The organism is Arcicella rigui (assembly GCF_034929435.1).
GTDB lineage: Bacteria > Bacteroidota > Bacteroidia > Cytophagales > Spirosomataceae > Arcicella > Arcicella rigui.
In genome coordinates this window covers 16424-31929 of sequence record NZ_JAYFUM010000006.1, presented here as the reverse complement: position 1 = coordinate 31929, position 15506 = coordinate 16424, and the positions used below count along the sequence as shown (strand labels likewise).

The window sequence follows — 15506 nt, the reverse complement described above, 5'->3', positions numbered from 1 at the left end:
TGCTCAAAACTCAAAGCTCAAAGCTCATAGCTGATAGCTCAAAGCTTAAAAACTACTTTTTCGTTTCAGTAAAACTAAATGAAGCCAAAAAGGCAATCGCTGCCGCAATGGCTGCTACATAAAAAGGCATTTCCATTCCATACTTATCAGCCAAAATCCCTGCGATTACGGGGCCTAATACTCCACCAACAAACTCGCCTGCTCCTGCAATAAAACCAATGCCTTTTCCTGTGGAATTAATCGGCAAGGTTTCTGAGGGAATCGCTGAAAATACAACTGGCACTGTTCCGAACATAAAGTAAGTAATAAACATTGCTGGTAATTGTAAATAAGAATGTTGCATCAGAATAATCGCCAAGGGATAGAAAATACCAATAAAACAGAAAATAATAACCAATGGCTTTCTTCCAAATTTATCCGATAAAGTAGGAACGATGATTCCTGAAAAAAGTGAAGACAAACCCATTAAGCCTAAAATTTTTCCAACTTCGCTTTCGGGCAAAGCTTGTACTTCAACAATAAATTTTGGAAGAAAAGCTACGCAACAGTTCATCCAAACCATCAAGCAACAACTCAATAAAACAGCAACTTTGATATTTTTGAATTGCATAATTTCGCCAAAAGACAAACCTTTGTCTTCTTGTGTCTGGCTACTTTCAGCCGTTGAGTTTTTTACAAAATTCCAATTGATAAAAGCTAAAATTAAACCGGGAATTCCGACAATAAAAAAAGTAGAACGCCAACCCAAATTTTCAGCTAAAGCCACTAAGAGTATTGGGGCAATCAGAAAACCAAAAAGTGTTGAGCCAAAACTTTGAAGAAAACCCATATTGAAACCCAAGCGACCTTTGGAAGATTCTTTCGCAATAAAGGATTGAATTAAAGGCAAAGTTGGACCTTCTGAAAGTCCCATCAACAAACGAGTCAGTAACAAAACGCCAAAAGAGGCCGCCAAGCCCGAACTAATGGAACACAATGAGAAAACTATTACCGAAAGCACAAAAACGATTTTCTTTTTATTATTCGCCTCCGACCAAGCCGTTAAGAAATAACCCGAAAAAGCCCAAGTAAATGACAAGCCCGAAACCAGCAAGCCAATTTGGGTATTGTTCAACGAGAGGTCTTTGATGATAAAAGGCGAAAGATAAGCCACCGCCATTCTGTCCATAAAAACCAAACCAAAAGTAATACTCATCAATGCGAGTAATTTGTTTTCGTAACTCAGGAGTTTGTTCATTGTTAAATTGCTTAAAAAAGGTAAAAAAATGATTCTCAGGATTCCGCTGTACGTACTGAGAATCATTTTACTTTGAAATATTAGAATTTATAACTCAACGTTAGGAAATACGAGCGAGGCATGATTGGCAACGTTGCATACACCGCTTGAGGGTTAGCTTCCAACATCTGCTTGGTGAAACCTTGGGTATCTAATGCCGCAGGGAATCCACCTGGAGCTGCCCAACCCATTATTCCATAAGTATTTAAAATATTATTGACAGAGACATTTGCCTGAATATTTTTGGTAAGTTTATACGAAGTATTCAAATCAAAAGCATTAAAAGATGGCAATTGGAAGGCATTTCCCACATTTGCCCAACGCTTACCCATGTATTGCCAGTTGATTGAAGCTGTAAATTTATCCAAACTATAAGTAGGCGTAATCGTAAACATATTGGCAATATTATCATTTTTATTACCATCAAATGTTACTTTTTCATCATCTGCTGGCCCATTGGTTTTTGCTAAATACACGGTAAATTCTTTAGCGACAGACGTTTGTAAAGTGGCTACTGCCCTAACGCTGAAATGCGTTGAAAATTCGTAAGTACCTTCAAGTTCTAAACCCTTCGTTTCAATTTTTTGATAAGCTCGTGGGGGAGCATAATAAGTAACATCAGGATTTTGGAAAATTTGGAAATTAGGAATATTGCTTGCCAAAGTATAGAATGGAGTCAGGAACAAGTTAAAGTTTCTTCCTCTGTACTTCAAACCTAACTCAGCCATTTTAATATCCTGTGCCTCAATCGAAATATTTGAAGTAAGTTGCTGATTGGCAATGTCCATAAAGTAACTCAAATCAGGTGATTTGCGTCCTTGTGAGTATCTACCATAAACCGCCAACTCGTCGCTCACTTTGTAATTCACCCCCATTGAATAGGAAATCACATCTTTAAAATCTAATTTCTTTTCAAAACTTTGTTCTGGATTATTCGTCCACAAACGATTATCATAGAGCGTAGAGGCATTTCCGTCTGCCCCAGTTGGACTATCTGGTGTAGTACGGCGAGGCGTTGTGAACTTCGAATTGATTTTAAAACTTTCTAAACGCAATCCCCAATCTACATTCAGTTTGTCGCTGATTTCCCAGTTATGTCCTAAGAAAAATGCCGTTTGATTGATGGTTGCTTCATTATTATAAAAACCACTTGCACCAATATTCGCAATTCCATTTGGCGTAGTTAGCTCAAACTTCTGCCCTGCCAAACTGGTATAACGAATGGCTACCGATTTAGGTTTATCCTCAACCGTTGCGAAACTCTGAGCAGAAGGCGTTACAGCAATTCGATTAGCTTTTGACGATGAAAAGTAAAGTCCACCCGTAAAACTCATATTTTTAAGTTTCTTCGTTACCGTTGCCTGATTAATTACATCATTCAACGTTACTTCGTTATAAGGGTTTGGATTATAAAAAAGTGCATTTGGTAAAACATCACTTCCTGGCAAACTCAAGTTGTTGGCTATCAGTCTAATGCCCCCTCCTGCTGGTGGTAATTGCTGTACTGTTCCATAACTTTTACCAGAAGTTGGGTCATAAAATTCATACGTTCCAAACCTTGCAACGTTACCACTTACGCCATAAAAAGTTAGTTGGTCAACTCTGAATGGAAAAACTACTGCCGTGGTCATCGTTACGTTTTCTTTGTTTGATACTTTGAAATTATTATTGAATGTCCAACCTTCTCCAAAAGTTTGTTCCCAATTGAAGCCAAAAGCTAACTCTTTGTAATCCCCAACTTTACGAGTATCATAATTTATATCTTTCGTACCTCCTGTGATAGACTTTGGTACAAAAAACTGCTGAGATTGCACCAAGGTTGAACTGGTATTGGTAAAACTACCAGCAGGACGAGGATTCTGAAAATCAACCGTAGGCGTAAACTCAAATGGAGCAGTATTATCATTTAATACTTTTGCAAAAACTTTAATTGAACCAGATTTATAATTTTTTACAATGTTTGCCTTTACTTGTCCACCATAACTCAAAGTATAACCCGGATATTTGGGGCCATCGGCATTACGGTAAAAACCGCCTACATTATAAGTTAAAGTTTTATCTTTTGATAAAGGCCCACCAAAATTGAAATCGGTGCGGTAATAAGGATTTTTTCCGTTTCCTTCCAAACCAACTCTTGCACGTACTTCGCCTTCAAATTTTGTCCCACCAGTTTTTGAAACATAATTAAAAATACCACCAGGAGCATTTGGCCCTAAAATGGATGCCGTACCACCTCTTACCGACTCAATTCTTTTAATCGTTGCATCTGCTCTTAAATAACCATCAGGCTGAACAAGTCCAGAAATTCCAACCACTGGTAATCCATCTTCTTGCATTGAAACATAAAAGAAACCACCATTATAATTCAAACCTCTGGTGTAAATAGCATTTCCAACTTCCCCTCTTGAAGTATTGACATACACGCCAGGAAGGTTTTTCAATAAATCAGCCGAACTATTCGGAACTACGGCTTCAATTTGTTTTGCACCTAAAGTAGAAATCGCTACTGAGGCTGTCATCTTAGTTCGCTTATCAAAAACCCCCGTTACTACTACTTCTTCCAAATCTTCGGTGTCATCTTCAAGTGATACCGACAAAGCTGAACTTTGAGGCACTGAAACCGTTATTTCTTTTTTCTTAAAACCAATAAAAGACAATACAACATCATACTTACCTTCGGCTACGTTGGCAATACTGAAAGTTCCAGCTTTGTCTGTCGAAGCTCCTTTGTTCAATCCTTTAATAAGAACCGATGCACCAGCCAAAGGATTTCCCTTGCTGTCTTTTACTTCACCGCTGATTTTGTGTTGTGCTAAAACCGCAAAACTGACAAAAGTCATTACGATAAATGATAATAGTTTTTTAGTTAGGATATGTATTTTCATAGCTTTGTATATTGTTTTGTGATATTTCAATAAAAAACATTACAAAATTCATAATATGTAAGCTATTTTGTGATTCAAAAACAAACTAATAACATTCAAAATCAATACATTTCTAAATATTGCTTTGGAGTGATACCTGTTTGACTTTTGAAGAATCTTGAAAAATTACTGGGAGTTTGGTCGAAAAGTTTAACGGCAATCTCTGAAATTTGAAGATTTGAGAATTTTAAGAGCGTTTTTGCTTCCAAAGTCAGCATTTCGTTCAATAAATCCTGTGCTGTACGATTCGTACTGTTTTTTACACACTTATTCAGATAATTGGGAGTTATATTCAAAATTTGGGCATAATCCGCTACGGTCTGTTTTTGATAAATATGCAATGCCAAAGCATTTTTAAACTGCTCGGTTATCTGAAAATAGGCATTCTTTTTCTTCTTTAGTTCACTGGGCAATTCTTTTTTTATCTCTTCAAAAAAAGCCAAAAGATAGGTCGCCACTAAATTCATATTCATTTCTTTGGTATCATCCTCATACAAATTCAGCAAGCGTTCCAAGATTTGTTCTATATATAGCTTACTGTCATCGCTGATTTTAATCACAGGATTCGATTGCAACTGAAAAAAGCGATAAGTATCGTTTAAGTAGTTTTTAGGAAGAAAGGGAAAAAGCTTTTCGTCGAAATGCAAATAAAAACCTTCAGTGTCTTTGCTCATTTCTACGTGTTCAGTAATCTGAAAGGCAGGTAAAAAGAAAAGTTCAGAAGCCCAAAAATCATATTTATTCAAACCCTTACTCCTTCTGGAATAGCCTTTTTTAAGATAAATAAAATCATGCACCGTTTTTCGGTGCGGGGGCAATGGAAAAGAAAAATTACCAATAAAATTTTCAATACGATTTACATGATAGTGCTTGTGCTTGGTTTCAGAAATCGTAGGCTGCCATTTGATAGTCTTATAATGGAAATCATTTAAGTCCTCGGGACGAAGTACCGGTATTTTTTCTTGTCTATCCATTTTATCTTGAAAATTATAGGAATTCCATTGGTAGTAAACTTATTGAAATATAAAATTATCTACAATTATTGATACTTTTTATATACAAAACAAATTGCTTCTTTTTTGTTTCTCATTTTCAAAATAAAATTTGACAATTTATACAAGAAATAATGCAAGCGATGGGTTAAATCATACCTTTTTAATTTATATTTGGGTATTATTTAACGCTGACAAAAAACATTGAAATAATGATTAATCAAGAGCTTGTCTTGAAGTTTTTAAGACATAATCCTTCCCTGTCTATAAGTTCTTTAGAAAAAGAAGCGGGCATCCCTCGCCAAACCATCACAAGGGCCGTCAACGAAAGTAGAATCATTCCCGAAAAGCACCTCGATTTATTATTACCCGTACTCACCAAGTACGGCTACTCTCCTACCCTTTCGCAAATGGCAAGAGTTATTTCTATCGTCAATCACAAAGGCGGCGTAGGCAAAACCACCACAGCGGCATCTTTGGGTGAAGCTTTGGCAAAAAGAGGTTTTAAAGTATTGATGATAGATTTAGACCCACAAGGAAACCTTAGTCAGATTCTGGGCATTGATGCACCCGAAGTACAAGTGGCGGATTCATTAATTAATAATGTAGATTTCCCCGTGGTCGAGATTGAAAAAAACCTTTATTTATCTCCATCGGATATTGAATTAGCCAACGTAGAAATGCGTTTTCATGAACTTACGGGCGGCGAATTTAGACTGAAAAACCGAATGGCACATTTGCTTTCTCAGTTTGAATATATCCTTATCGACTGTCCGCCTTCTTTAAACAAACTGACACTTTCGGCAATGGCGGCTTCAACCAGTTGCTTGATTCCCCTTTTGCCAGAAATGTCTGCCGTGAAAGGATTGAACTCAATCTGGGGAAAAATCATGGAAGTACGCAGAGATTTGAATGCTTCATTACAAATCGACGGCATTGTATTTACGATGGTAAAAAGAAACACCGTTCACGACGGCATCAAGAATTACGTAAAAGAAGAAGTAAAAAATGTAAAAATATTTGATGCAGAAATCAGACATTTGATAGATTTTCAAAAATCACAAATTGCCCAGAATTCTATTTCAAAATTTTCAGGAAGTTCAGAAGCCGCCAAATGCTATGGCGATTTTTGCGATGAGTACATCACCTATCTACAAACTGTAAAATAAAAAACCATGAAAGACATCAGAAATATCCTCGCAAGTAAAACCAAGCAAGCACTCTCAAGTAATTTGCTCAATGCCGATAGCATCCGTAAAAACATCATCATTCTCGACGAACTCAAAGAATTGATTCCACCTTTGATGGATGAAGAGTTTGCTCAATTAGAAAAAAATATTTTAGAACACGGCTGCCAAACGCCACTACAAGTATGGCAAACCACCAAAGCACAATTGGGACTGCCCTACAATCAGGAAGAGGAATTGGCTTACGTACTTATCGACGGACACAACCGCCATCGCATTTGTACCCAACACAATCGCCCCTTTGAAGTATATATGCTTTTCTTTCCTTCTATCAAAGAAGCGAAAGACTACATGATAGACCTACAATTGGGAAGAAGAAACCTAACGACACAACAATCATCGTACTTGCGTGGACTTCGTTATAACAATGAAAAAATAGATAAAAACAGCAATTTAAAGGCAGTTTTATCGAAGGGTCAGACTGACCCTTCGGGAAATTTGACCGACGACAGCGAAGCAATGCCGAAGGGTCAGACTGACCCTTCGGGAATTTCTACTGCCGAAAGACTTGCGAAGGAATATAAAGTAAGTGCCAAAACCATCAAAAGAGATGCGGAGTTTGCCAAGGGTTTGGATAAATTGGACATTACGTTAAGAAATGAAGTACTGAAAGGCACAACGAAAGTTGATAAAAATGTGATTCAGAAAATCGGGAAGTCAACAGATTTGTTGAAGCCGATTGGCGATATTGAAACACTGATGAAATTGACGACCGATAATGAGGTGGTAGAAAAAGTAAATCCACAAAACGAAAATATCGAGCGTCAGGCAAATGAATTAATTAATCTCAGTAAGAAATTTGCCAAAAGTAAAAGCAAAGCAGACTTAGAAGAAATTATACGATTGGCTCAGGAAGCGATTAGTCAATTGAATTAGTCCAGATTTGTTATCAGTAAAAAGGCTCTTAAATTTCCATCCTTAGAAATTTAAGAGCCTTTTTTATTGACGAATAAAGCAAAAAATTATTTGGGCAATTTATCTTTGAGATAACCGAAAGTCCAAGTACCAGCAATGGCACTCAATAAAGTAATCGTCACAGCGGCAAAGCCACTTCCGATTTGAGCAAACAATGGGCCGGGACAAGCTCCAGTAATTGCCCAACCTAAACCGAAAATCAATCCTCCATAGATTTGTCCTTTGTTGAAAGTTTTATCATGGAAAATGATTTTTTCACCTGAGAGTGTTTTGATGTCGAATTTCTTGATAAGCATTACCGAAATCATGCCCACCACTACGGCAGTTCCGATGACGCCATACATAAAAAACGATTGCAAACGGAACATCTCTTGGATTCTAAACCATGAAATAATTTCGGCTTTTACGAAAACAATCCCAAAAAAGATACCCACTAACATATATTTAAAATTGCCGGCAATGGGTTCTTTCTTTACTTGTTCATTGGGAGCATCACAAATAAATTCTTCGTTGATTAAAACTTCTTCTGTTTGCATGATTTAAAATAGTTTAAAGATGAATGGTAAAAGTAAATGCGTCATAATGAAACCGCCAGCCATGAATGAAATAGTGGCGATTAATGAAGGTAATTGCAAAGTTGACAAACCCATAATGGCGTGTCCAGAAGTACAACCGCCTGCATAACGAGTACCAAAACCTACCATAAAGCCTCCGATTACAAAAAAGAAAAGTCCTTTTAAAGTAAAAATATTCTCAAGACTGAATAAGTCTGTGGGCATCAAGTGTGAAAAATCTGTGATGCCAAAAGCTTTTAAATCTGCAATGGTATTCTCACTGACAACAATGGCTTCGGGGTTCGATAAAAAGTTGGTCGCAACATAACCACCGATAGCAATGCCTGCCACAAAGAATAAATTCCACATTTCTTTTTTCCAATCGTATTTAAAAAAAGGAATATTGGCAGGAAAACAAGCCGCACAAATATGACGTAAAGAAGAAGAAATCCCGAAAGATTTATTCCCGATAATTAATAAAGTAGGCACTGTGAGTCCGATTAATACTCCAGCAATTGCCCAATGCCAAGGTTGGCGAATGATTTCAAACATTATTTGAAGGATTATATTTTAAAAATTACTTTAATTTAGAAGGACAAACAAAATCTGTTTTAGGCACATTTGTTTTGGCAATTGCTCCAAATCCACCAGCTACATCGACCACGTTATCAAAACCACGAGCTTTGAGAATTGAACAAGCCATCATAGAACGGTAACCACCTGCACAGTGAATATAATTGCTTTCAGATTTAGAAAATTCAGCCATGTTTTCACTCAATACAGCCAAAGGAATATTCATCGCTTCGTCCACGTGTTCGGCTGTGTACTCTGATTGTTTACGTACATCTTTTACGATTAATTTACCTTCAGCTTCTTCAAATCTTTGAGCAAATTCTTCTGCTGAAATAGATTCGATAATATCAATTTCTTTATCGGCATTTTTCCAAGCCTCAAATCCGCCTTTTAAGTAGCCTATTACATTGTCGTAACCCACACGTGACAAACGAGTGATGATTTCATCAATGTTTTCTTCGTCCGCTACAAAAAGAATTTCTTGTTCGATGTCTGTAATCAAAGTACCAATCCACGGAGCAAAATCGCCTTTGATGCCAATGTTGATTGAGTTGGGAATAAAGCCATCTTTAAAAGTTTGAGCAGAACGAGTATCAATCACAATTGCTCCCGTTTCGTTTGCGGCAGCTTCAAAAGCTTCTGCCGATAATGCTTGTACGTTATTGACAATATCATCAATACTTTTAATTCCCGTTTTGTTCATCATTACATTTTTAGGGAAATAATATGGCGGTGGTAATAAACCGTCTGTTACTGCAGCAATAAATTCTTCTTTAGTTTGTGGCTTCAAGGCATAATTAGTCGCTTTTTGATTCCCCAAAGTATCGAAAGTTTCTTTACTCATGTTTTTACCACAAGCTGAACCTGCTCCGTGTGCTGGATAAACGATTAAATCGTCGGGCAAAGTCATGATTTTTTTTCTCAATGAATCATATAAAAAGCCCGCTAAATCGTCGGTGGTGATACTTCCTAATTTTTGAGCTAAATCTGGACGACCCACATCGCCAATGAAAAGCGTATCACCTGAAAACAAACAGTGTTCATGTCCGTTTTCGTCAATTAATAAATAACAAGAAGATTCCATCGTGTGGCCGGGTGTATGAAGTACTTTAATACTTATTTTTCCCAACTGAAATACTTGTTCGTCTTTAGCGATAATACAATCAAAACTTGGATTTGCGTTTGGGCCATAGACAATAGAAGCTCCTGTTTGTTTGGATAAATCTAAATGACCAGACACAAAATCGGCGTGAAAGTGTGTCTCGAAAATATATTTAATTTTTGCTCCGTTGCGATTGGCTTTGGCAATATAAGGTTGTACTTCACGAAGTGGGTCGATTATCGCTACTTCACCTTCTGATTGGATGTAATAAGCACCTTGTGCTAAACAGCCTGTATAAATTTGTTCTACAATCATCTGCTAATGAATAAAATAATAGTTTATCTGTAAGGGAAAATATATGTTTTACAATTTTTTTCTAAGTATCAAAATGGCTACAATACCATAAAACAATACGGCGAGCCAAAGAATTTCAGTAGAGGCAACAAAAAAGGCTAATACTCCGCCGACGATGAAACCTGTGATATTGAGCATTTTTACGGTAAATGCCTTTAATAAGGTTTTCTGACAGTCGGTAGCACAGTTACCAAAAAAGTATTTGGCGATGTCAAGCCCAGATGCCATTACTACGCCTGTGATTTGGGAAGGACGTACTTGGTTTTCTGTGTGGTTCGCCCCGAAGGCATTTTGCGTACTGGAAACCAAAAAGAATAACCAAACGACCAAATTTCCAGATACAACTGCCGACAATACAATCAGTAAATTCAAGAAAATGGGTAATGATTTTACAAAAGCATTCTCATGATTTTTTCCATAAAAAAAACAAGAAGAAGCCCAAACCGAACCCAACCAATACATAAAAATATACGAACAAGTAAGGATTAGGTCTGAAAGTGTAGCTGTGCGGTTCGACAAAATACTTGAACTATAATGCCCCGTAACATTGGTAACAACTAAACTCAACTGCTGAATACCTAAAATATTGATGATTCCCGAAATCAACGAAAAGGTAAAGGATGCTATGTATGTTTTTCGAGTAATCATGTATTATATTTATGAATTAATATATGTTGATTTTTTCATATAATAGTCAAAAAAAGGATTACATATTGCAATCACAATTTTCGATACATTGTAAAAGTTTTACGATTTCTTTTTCTTTTAAAGCATAGAATACATTTAAACCATCTTTTTGAGATTGTAAAATACCTCTTAATTTCATATTGATTAAATGGTGCGAAATCAAAGACTGTTCGCAGTCGAGTGCTTTACAAATATCATTTACGCCCATTTCGCCTTCTTCACTCAGCAAATCAATAATGGCTAAACGAATAGGATGTGCCACCGTTTTAAGAATGTAAGCGGCTTTTTCCATTTTCTGCTTACTGGCTTGAAATCTTTCATTTTGAGTCAATTCGATTGTTTCCATCTGCTTCTGATTAATTACAATACAAATATATGATAATATTTTCATATAATGCAAATAAAAAATAGAAACTCATGAATAAAAAAATCACTTCGTTTCTATTGAAAAGGAATAAATGTCTATTTATCAGTGGATTACTTTCTTTTTCTTCAAATTATACTTGTCACCTTTTTTCAAGAAAGAGACTTTTAGTTCTTTTTCTTTGCCTTGAGTATCAAAAATCAAAACTTGACTTTCGCCCAAAACTTCTGCTAAATAATTGTCTTGTACATAAACAGCAGTATTTTCGTCGATTCCGATGCCTAATAATTCAGGATTTAGTAAAATCAAGCCCATCAAACGGTTTTCTCTTTGTCGTTTTACAAAATGCTGGTCAACAATAGCATTTGTCAATAAGCCTAAACCTTTTTTTACTTCCACTTGCGTTCCGTCGATTACATCAAATTTTCCTTCTCCCGTTATCATTTTTTCAGACATAATCGCAGTGCCTGCACTTGAACCCGAAAAAACTACTTGTTGATGATAACGCTCGTGCAAGGCTTTGTACAATTCTTCATCTTCTAAAACCTTCATAATTCGTACTTGGTCACCACCTGTAAAGAAAATCCCTTTTGCCGTTTTTAATTGATTCAAAAAAGTGATTTTAGATTCCGCCGTCAAAGGCGACATCGGAGCGTGAACAATTTTGATAGGAGAGAGGCTTGCCAAATCTTCACGGATAGATTCAAAACTTGCGGGCTGCTCACCACTTGCCCAAGTAATAATCAAGATTTCGCCTTGAGCATCGCCACTTAGCTGAATCAACTTTGTTAAAGCATCTTTGGGACGTTCGCCACCGCCAATAATGATAAGTCGCTCCTGAGCAAAGGCAGTACTTACAAAGAAAAGGAGGAAAAATAACAGGATTTTGTTCATATTTCTTGTGTTTGATGAATGATTTTATAACAAAATATCAAAAACAATTCTATAAATCAAAAGAAAATGCTGTTTAAAAGGGATTGGCAAATCTGGGCAATGCTCATTCAAAAAACTCTGCTTTTGCGTATCTTTGCATTTCATAAAAAAATACAATGATTTCAATAGATAACGTAGCGGTAGAGTTCGGTGGAAGAGCTCTTTTTAGTGATGTCACTTTCAACATCAACGACAAAGATAAAGTAGCCCTTATGGGAAAAAACGGAGCGGGAAAATCGACGCTTCTGAAAATTATAGCAGGCGTAGATAAACCTACCAGAGGTAAAATTTCAGCTCCCGGCGATGCCGTAATTGCCTATTTGCCTCAGCACTTACTTACGGAAGATAACAGTACGGTTTTTGAAGAAACGTCTAAAGCTTTCTCGACGGTTTTGAATATGAAAGCTGAAATTGATGAATTGAATACACAGCTTGAAACCAGAACTGACTATGAATCAGACGAGTACATGAATATCATCGAGAAAGTTTCTGAACTGAGCGAGAAGTATTATTCTATTGAAGAAATCAATTTTGATGCAGAAGTAGAAAAAACTTTGTTGGGTTTGGGCTTTTTACGTTCAGATTTTACTCGCCAAACCAGTGAATTTAGTGGTGGCTGGCGAATGAGAATTGAGTTGGCGAAAATTCTTCTTCAAAATCCTGATTTGATTTTATTGGATGAGCCGACCAACCACATGGATATTGAATCTATCCAATGGTTAGAGGATTTTTTGATTAATAATGCCAAAGCCGTTATCGTCATTTCTCACGATAGAGCTTTTGTAGATAATATTACCAACCGCACCATTGAATTGACGATGGGACGCATTTACGATTATAAAGTAAATTATTCTCAGTACTTACAACTCAGAAAAGAGCGTCAGGAACAACAGCAAAAGCAATTCAACGACCAGCAAAAAATGATTGCTGAAACGCAAGAATTTATCGACCGTTTCAAAGGAACGTACTCTAAAACGCTTCAAGTGCAATCAAGAGTAAAAATGTTGGAAAAAATTGAGATTGTAGAAGTAGATGAAGTAGATACTTCTGCCTTGAATTTGAAATTTCCACCTGCTCCACGTTCAGGAAATTATCCTGTTATCGTTGATAATGTTAGTAAAAGTTATGACGACCATTTGGTTTTCAAAGATGCTTCACTCACAATAGAAAGGGGCGAAAAAGTAGCTTTTGTGGGTAAAAACGGAGAAGGGAAGTCAACGATGGTGAAAGCAATCATGGGCGAAATACCTTTTGAAGGAAACCTAAAATTAGGTCATAATTGTATGATTGGCTATTTTGCACAGAACCAAGCTTCTTTATTGGATGAAGATTTAACGGTTTTCCAAACGATTGATAATATTGCCGTGGGAGAAGTTCGTACTAAAATCAAAGATATTTTAGGGGCTTTTATGTTTAGTGGCGACAGCATTAACAAAAAAGTAAGAGTATTGTCGGGTGGTGAAAAAACTCGTTTGGCAATGGTAAAATTATTACTTGAGCCTGTGAATTTGTTGATTCTGGATGAGCCAACCAACCACTTGGACTTGAAAACAAAAGATATTTTGAAAGATGCGTTGAAAAGTTTTGAAGGAACAATCATCTTGATTTCTCACGATAGAGATTTCTTAGACGGATTGGCGAACAAAGTATTTGAATTCGGCAACAAGCGAGTAAAAGAACATTTTGAAGACATTACTGGATTCTTGAGAAATAAAAAATTAGAAAATTTACGAGAGATTGAACGTAAAGAGAAGTAAAATTTAAGCCCGTGAGTCAACTCATGGGCTTAAATTTTTAAATCATTCCAAATCATGAAAGTAAAGGAAACGATAAAAAAAAGGAAAAGTATCATCTTAGTTACTTCGCCAATTATTGGTTTGATGATTGCAACGCCCATTTTTTTGTCCATCGGTTTTAAGCTAATACTCTTTCCTTTAGTCATTTTTTTTGTAATAAATTTAGCTTTTATGAGCTGGTTTTTGAATATCTATTTTTCAAGAAATTTCTTCAAAAATTACCAGCATCTATTTTGGAAATGGCTTGCCAGCACTTTGTGCATGGTTGCCTTTGTTTCGTTTACTTATCCCATAATTTTCTTGGTAGTACATTTACAAAATCCATATTTTTGGATTATCCGAAGTGTAAATGTGACGGCCGTAAACACAATTATTTTCATTATTAATATGCTGATTGAAACTCGTGAGACGGCAATTAATTTAGAAAATGAAAATAACAAACTAAAAATCAGTCAATTAGAAAGTCAGTTGGCTCAATTGAAAAATCAAATCAATCCACATTTTTTGTTCAATGCCTTGTCTTCCTTGAAATCTTTGATGAAACGAAATCCAGAAAATGCGGAAGGGTATTTGATAAAACTTTCTGAGTTTCTGCGAATAAGTATCACCAAAAGTCAAGACCTTGTTTCGCTTCAAGAAGAATTACAACTTTGTGCTGATTACATTGATTTACAACAAATGCGGTTTGGTGAAGGATTGCATTATCAAATTGAGTTTCAAGAAGAAATTCAGTCCTATAAAATTCCCTTTTTTGCTTTACAAAGTTTATTAGAAAATGCTTTGAAACACAATATTGTAAGCAAAGCTAATCCACTGACAATCAGGATAATGATTCAAAATCAAAGAATTATCGTTCAGAATAATCTTCAAGAAAAATTTGTGATGCAAGCCAATTCTCAAACGGGTTTGAAGAATTTGAATGAAAGAATGAAAATTTATACGGGCGAAGAACTGAGTATTGAAAAAGATGATAAACAATTTTCTGTGAGCCTAAAATTATTGAAACAATGAAAGTCGTAATTATTGAAGATGAGCTTTTGACCGCCGAAGATTTACAAGATGAATTGAAGGTGATAAATCCAAACATTGAAATTGTGGCTACTTTGGCGACGATTGAAGAAGCCGTTAATTTCTTTAAAGTACGACAAGATTTTGACCTCATTTTTTCAGATATTCAACTTGGCGACGGACAATCTTTTGAGATTTTCAAACAAGTAAAGGTAAAAGCTCCAATCATTTTTTGTACTGCCTACAATCAGTATGCTTTAGAAGCCTTCAAAACCAATGGCATTGACTATATTTTAAAACCTTTTGATAAGAAAAGTATTGCAAAAGCTCTTGAAAAACACAGTGTTTTAAAAGAAAATTTTCAAGAAAAAACGCCTGATTATCAGACAATTCCACCACAAAATTCATTTTCAAAAAATACTACTTTACAATCGCTTTTGGTTCATCAAGCGGATAAAATTATTCCTATCCAAGTAAATAGTATCGCCATTGTTCAACTCAAACATCAAGCACTGCATATCCATACGCTTGACGGACAAGCCTTTGTTATTTTTCAGTCATTGGATGAACTTGAACACAAAATCGGGCAATCATTTTATCGAGTAAATCGTCAGTTTTTAGTCAACAGAAAAGTGATTTCAAGTGCTTCGCAGTACTTTGGTCGCAAATTATTACTTCATTTAAGTATTCCTTACGAAGAACAACTCATCATCAGCCGAGAAAGAACACCACATTTTTTAGCATGGCTGAGTGAACATTAATACAATTTTACGCTTCCGAG

General features: G+C 36.0%; 14 protein-coding genes. 5 read left to right on the top strand and 9 right to left on the bottom strand.

The features are described 5' to 3' along the window. Positions 1-52: 52 nt before the first annotated feature. The 3 genes from VB248_RS05165 to VB248_RS05155 all read right to left on the bottom strand — a co-directional run bounded on the left by VB248_RS05165 (position 53) and on the right by VB248_RS05155 (position 5174). Positions 53-1237: an MFS transporter gene (locus VB248_RS05165; protein ID WP_323295675.1), complete on the bottom strand. Its 1185-nt coding sequence runs from the start codon at positions 1235-1237 to the stop codon at positions 53-55. A gap of 80 nt (positions 1238-1317) precedes the next feature. Next, positions 1318-4161, bottom strand: coding sequence for a TonB-dependent receptor (locus VB248_RS05160; protein WP_323295674.1), 2844 nt, complete (start codon positions 4159-4161; stop codon positions 1318-1320). A gap of 101 nt (positions 4162-4262) precedes the next feature. After that, positions 4263-5174: a helix-turn-helix domain-containing protein gene (locus VB248_RS05155; protein ID WP_323295673.1), complete on the bottom strand. Its 912-nt coding sequence runs from the start codon at positions 5172-5174 to the stop codon at positions 4263-4265. A gap of 230 nt (positions 5175-5404) precedes the next feature. Here VB248_RS05155 and VB248_RS05150 point away from each other — a divergent pair, with 230 nt between their 5' ends. Beyond that, a complete protein-coding gene (locus tag VB248_RS05150) occupies positions 5405-6361 on the top strand; it encodes an AAA family ATPase (protein ID WP_323295672.1) in 957 nt (318 codons plus the stop codon). A gap of 6 nt (positions 6362-6367) precedes the next feature. Continuing rightward, positions 6368-7315 (top strand): ParB N-terminal domain-containing protein, encoded by a 948-nt coding sequence (locus tag VB248_RS05145; protein ID WP_323295671.1) that lies wholly within the window; start codon positions 6368-6370, stop codon positions 7313-7315. An 86-nt stretch (positions 7316-7401) separates the two neighbouring features. Here the strand turns inward: VB248_RS05145 and VB248_RS05140 are convergent, their stop codons facing one another. The 6 genes from VB248_RS05140 to VB248_RS05115 all read right to left on the bottom strand — a co-directional run bounded on the left by VB248_RS05140 (position 7402) and on the right by VB248_RS05115 (position 11882). Continuing rightward, positions 7402-7890 (bottom strand): DUF6691 family protein, encoded by a 489-nt coding sequence (locus VB248_RS05140; RefSeq protein ID WP_323295670.1) that lies wholly within the window; start codon positions 7888-7890, stop codon positions 7402-7404. 3 nt (positions 7891-7893) lie between these two features. Then, complete coding sequence (locus VB248_RS05135) at positions 7894-8460, bottom strand: YeeE/YedE family protein (protein WP_323295669.1); 567 nt, start codon at positions 8458-8460, stop codon at positions 7894-7896. A 25-nt stretch (positions 8461-8485) separates the two neighbouring features. Beyond that, positions 8486-9898 carry an MBL fold metallo-hydrolase gene (locus VB248_RS05130; protein ID WP_323295668.1) on the bottom strand — a complete coding sequence of 471 codons (1413 nt, stop codon included), beginning with the start codon at positions 9896-9898 and terminating at the stop codon, positions 8486-8488. Positions 9899-9946: 48 nt separating this feature from the next. Further along, positions 9947-10585, bottom strand: a complete 639-nt coding sequence (locus VB248_RS05125; protein ID WP_323295667.1) for a DUF1275 family protein — start codon at positions 10583-10585, stop codon at positions 9947-9949. Between the two features lie 58 nt (positions 10586-10643). After that, positions 10644-10970, bottom strand: coding sequence for an ArsR/SmtB family transcription factor (locus tag VB248_RS05120; RefSeq protein ID WP_323295666.1), 327 nt, complete (start codon positions 10968-10970; stop codon positions 10644-10646). A gap of 123 nt (positions 10971-11093) precedes the next feature. Then, positions 11094-11882 (bottom strand): cyanophycinase, encoded by a 789-nt coding sequence (locus tag VB248_RS05115; RefSeq protein WP_323295665.1) that lies wholly within the window; start codon positions 11880-11882, stop codon positions 11094-11096. Positions 11883-12037: 155 nt separating this feature from the next. On the opposite strand from VB248_RS05115, the gene VB248_RS05110 reads away from it, so the two are divergent. From VB248_RS05110 to VB248_RS05100, 3 genes are read left to right on the top strand one after another with little or no spacing between them, the layout of a single operon-like run. Beyond that, the gene (locus VB248_RS05110) at positions 12038-13678 is read left to right on the top strand and encodes an ABC-F family ATP-binding cassette domain-containing protein (RefSeq protein WP_323295664.1); all 1641 of its coding nucleotides are present in this window, start codon (positions 12038-12040) and stop codon (positions 13676-13678) included. A gap of 54 nt (positions 13679-13732) precedes the next feature. Further along, a complete protein-coding gene (locus tag VB248_RS05105; RefSeq protein WP_323295663.1) occupies positions 13733-14728 on the top strand; it encodes a sensor histidine kinase in 996 nt (331 codons plus the stop codon). Further along, positions 14725-15486 carry a LytR/AlgR family response regulator transcription factor gene (locus tag VB248_RS05100; RefSeq protein ID WP_323295662.1) on the top strand — a complete coding sequence of 254 codons (762 nt, stop codon included), beginning with the start codon at positions 14725-14727 and terminating at the stop codon, positions 15484-15486. Before VB248_RS05105 ends, VB248_RS05100 begins: the two co-directional genes overlap by 4 nt. Positions 15487-15506 lie beyond the last annotated feature (20 nt).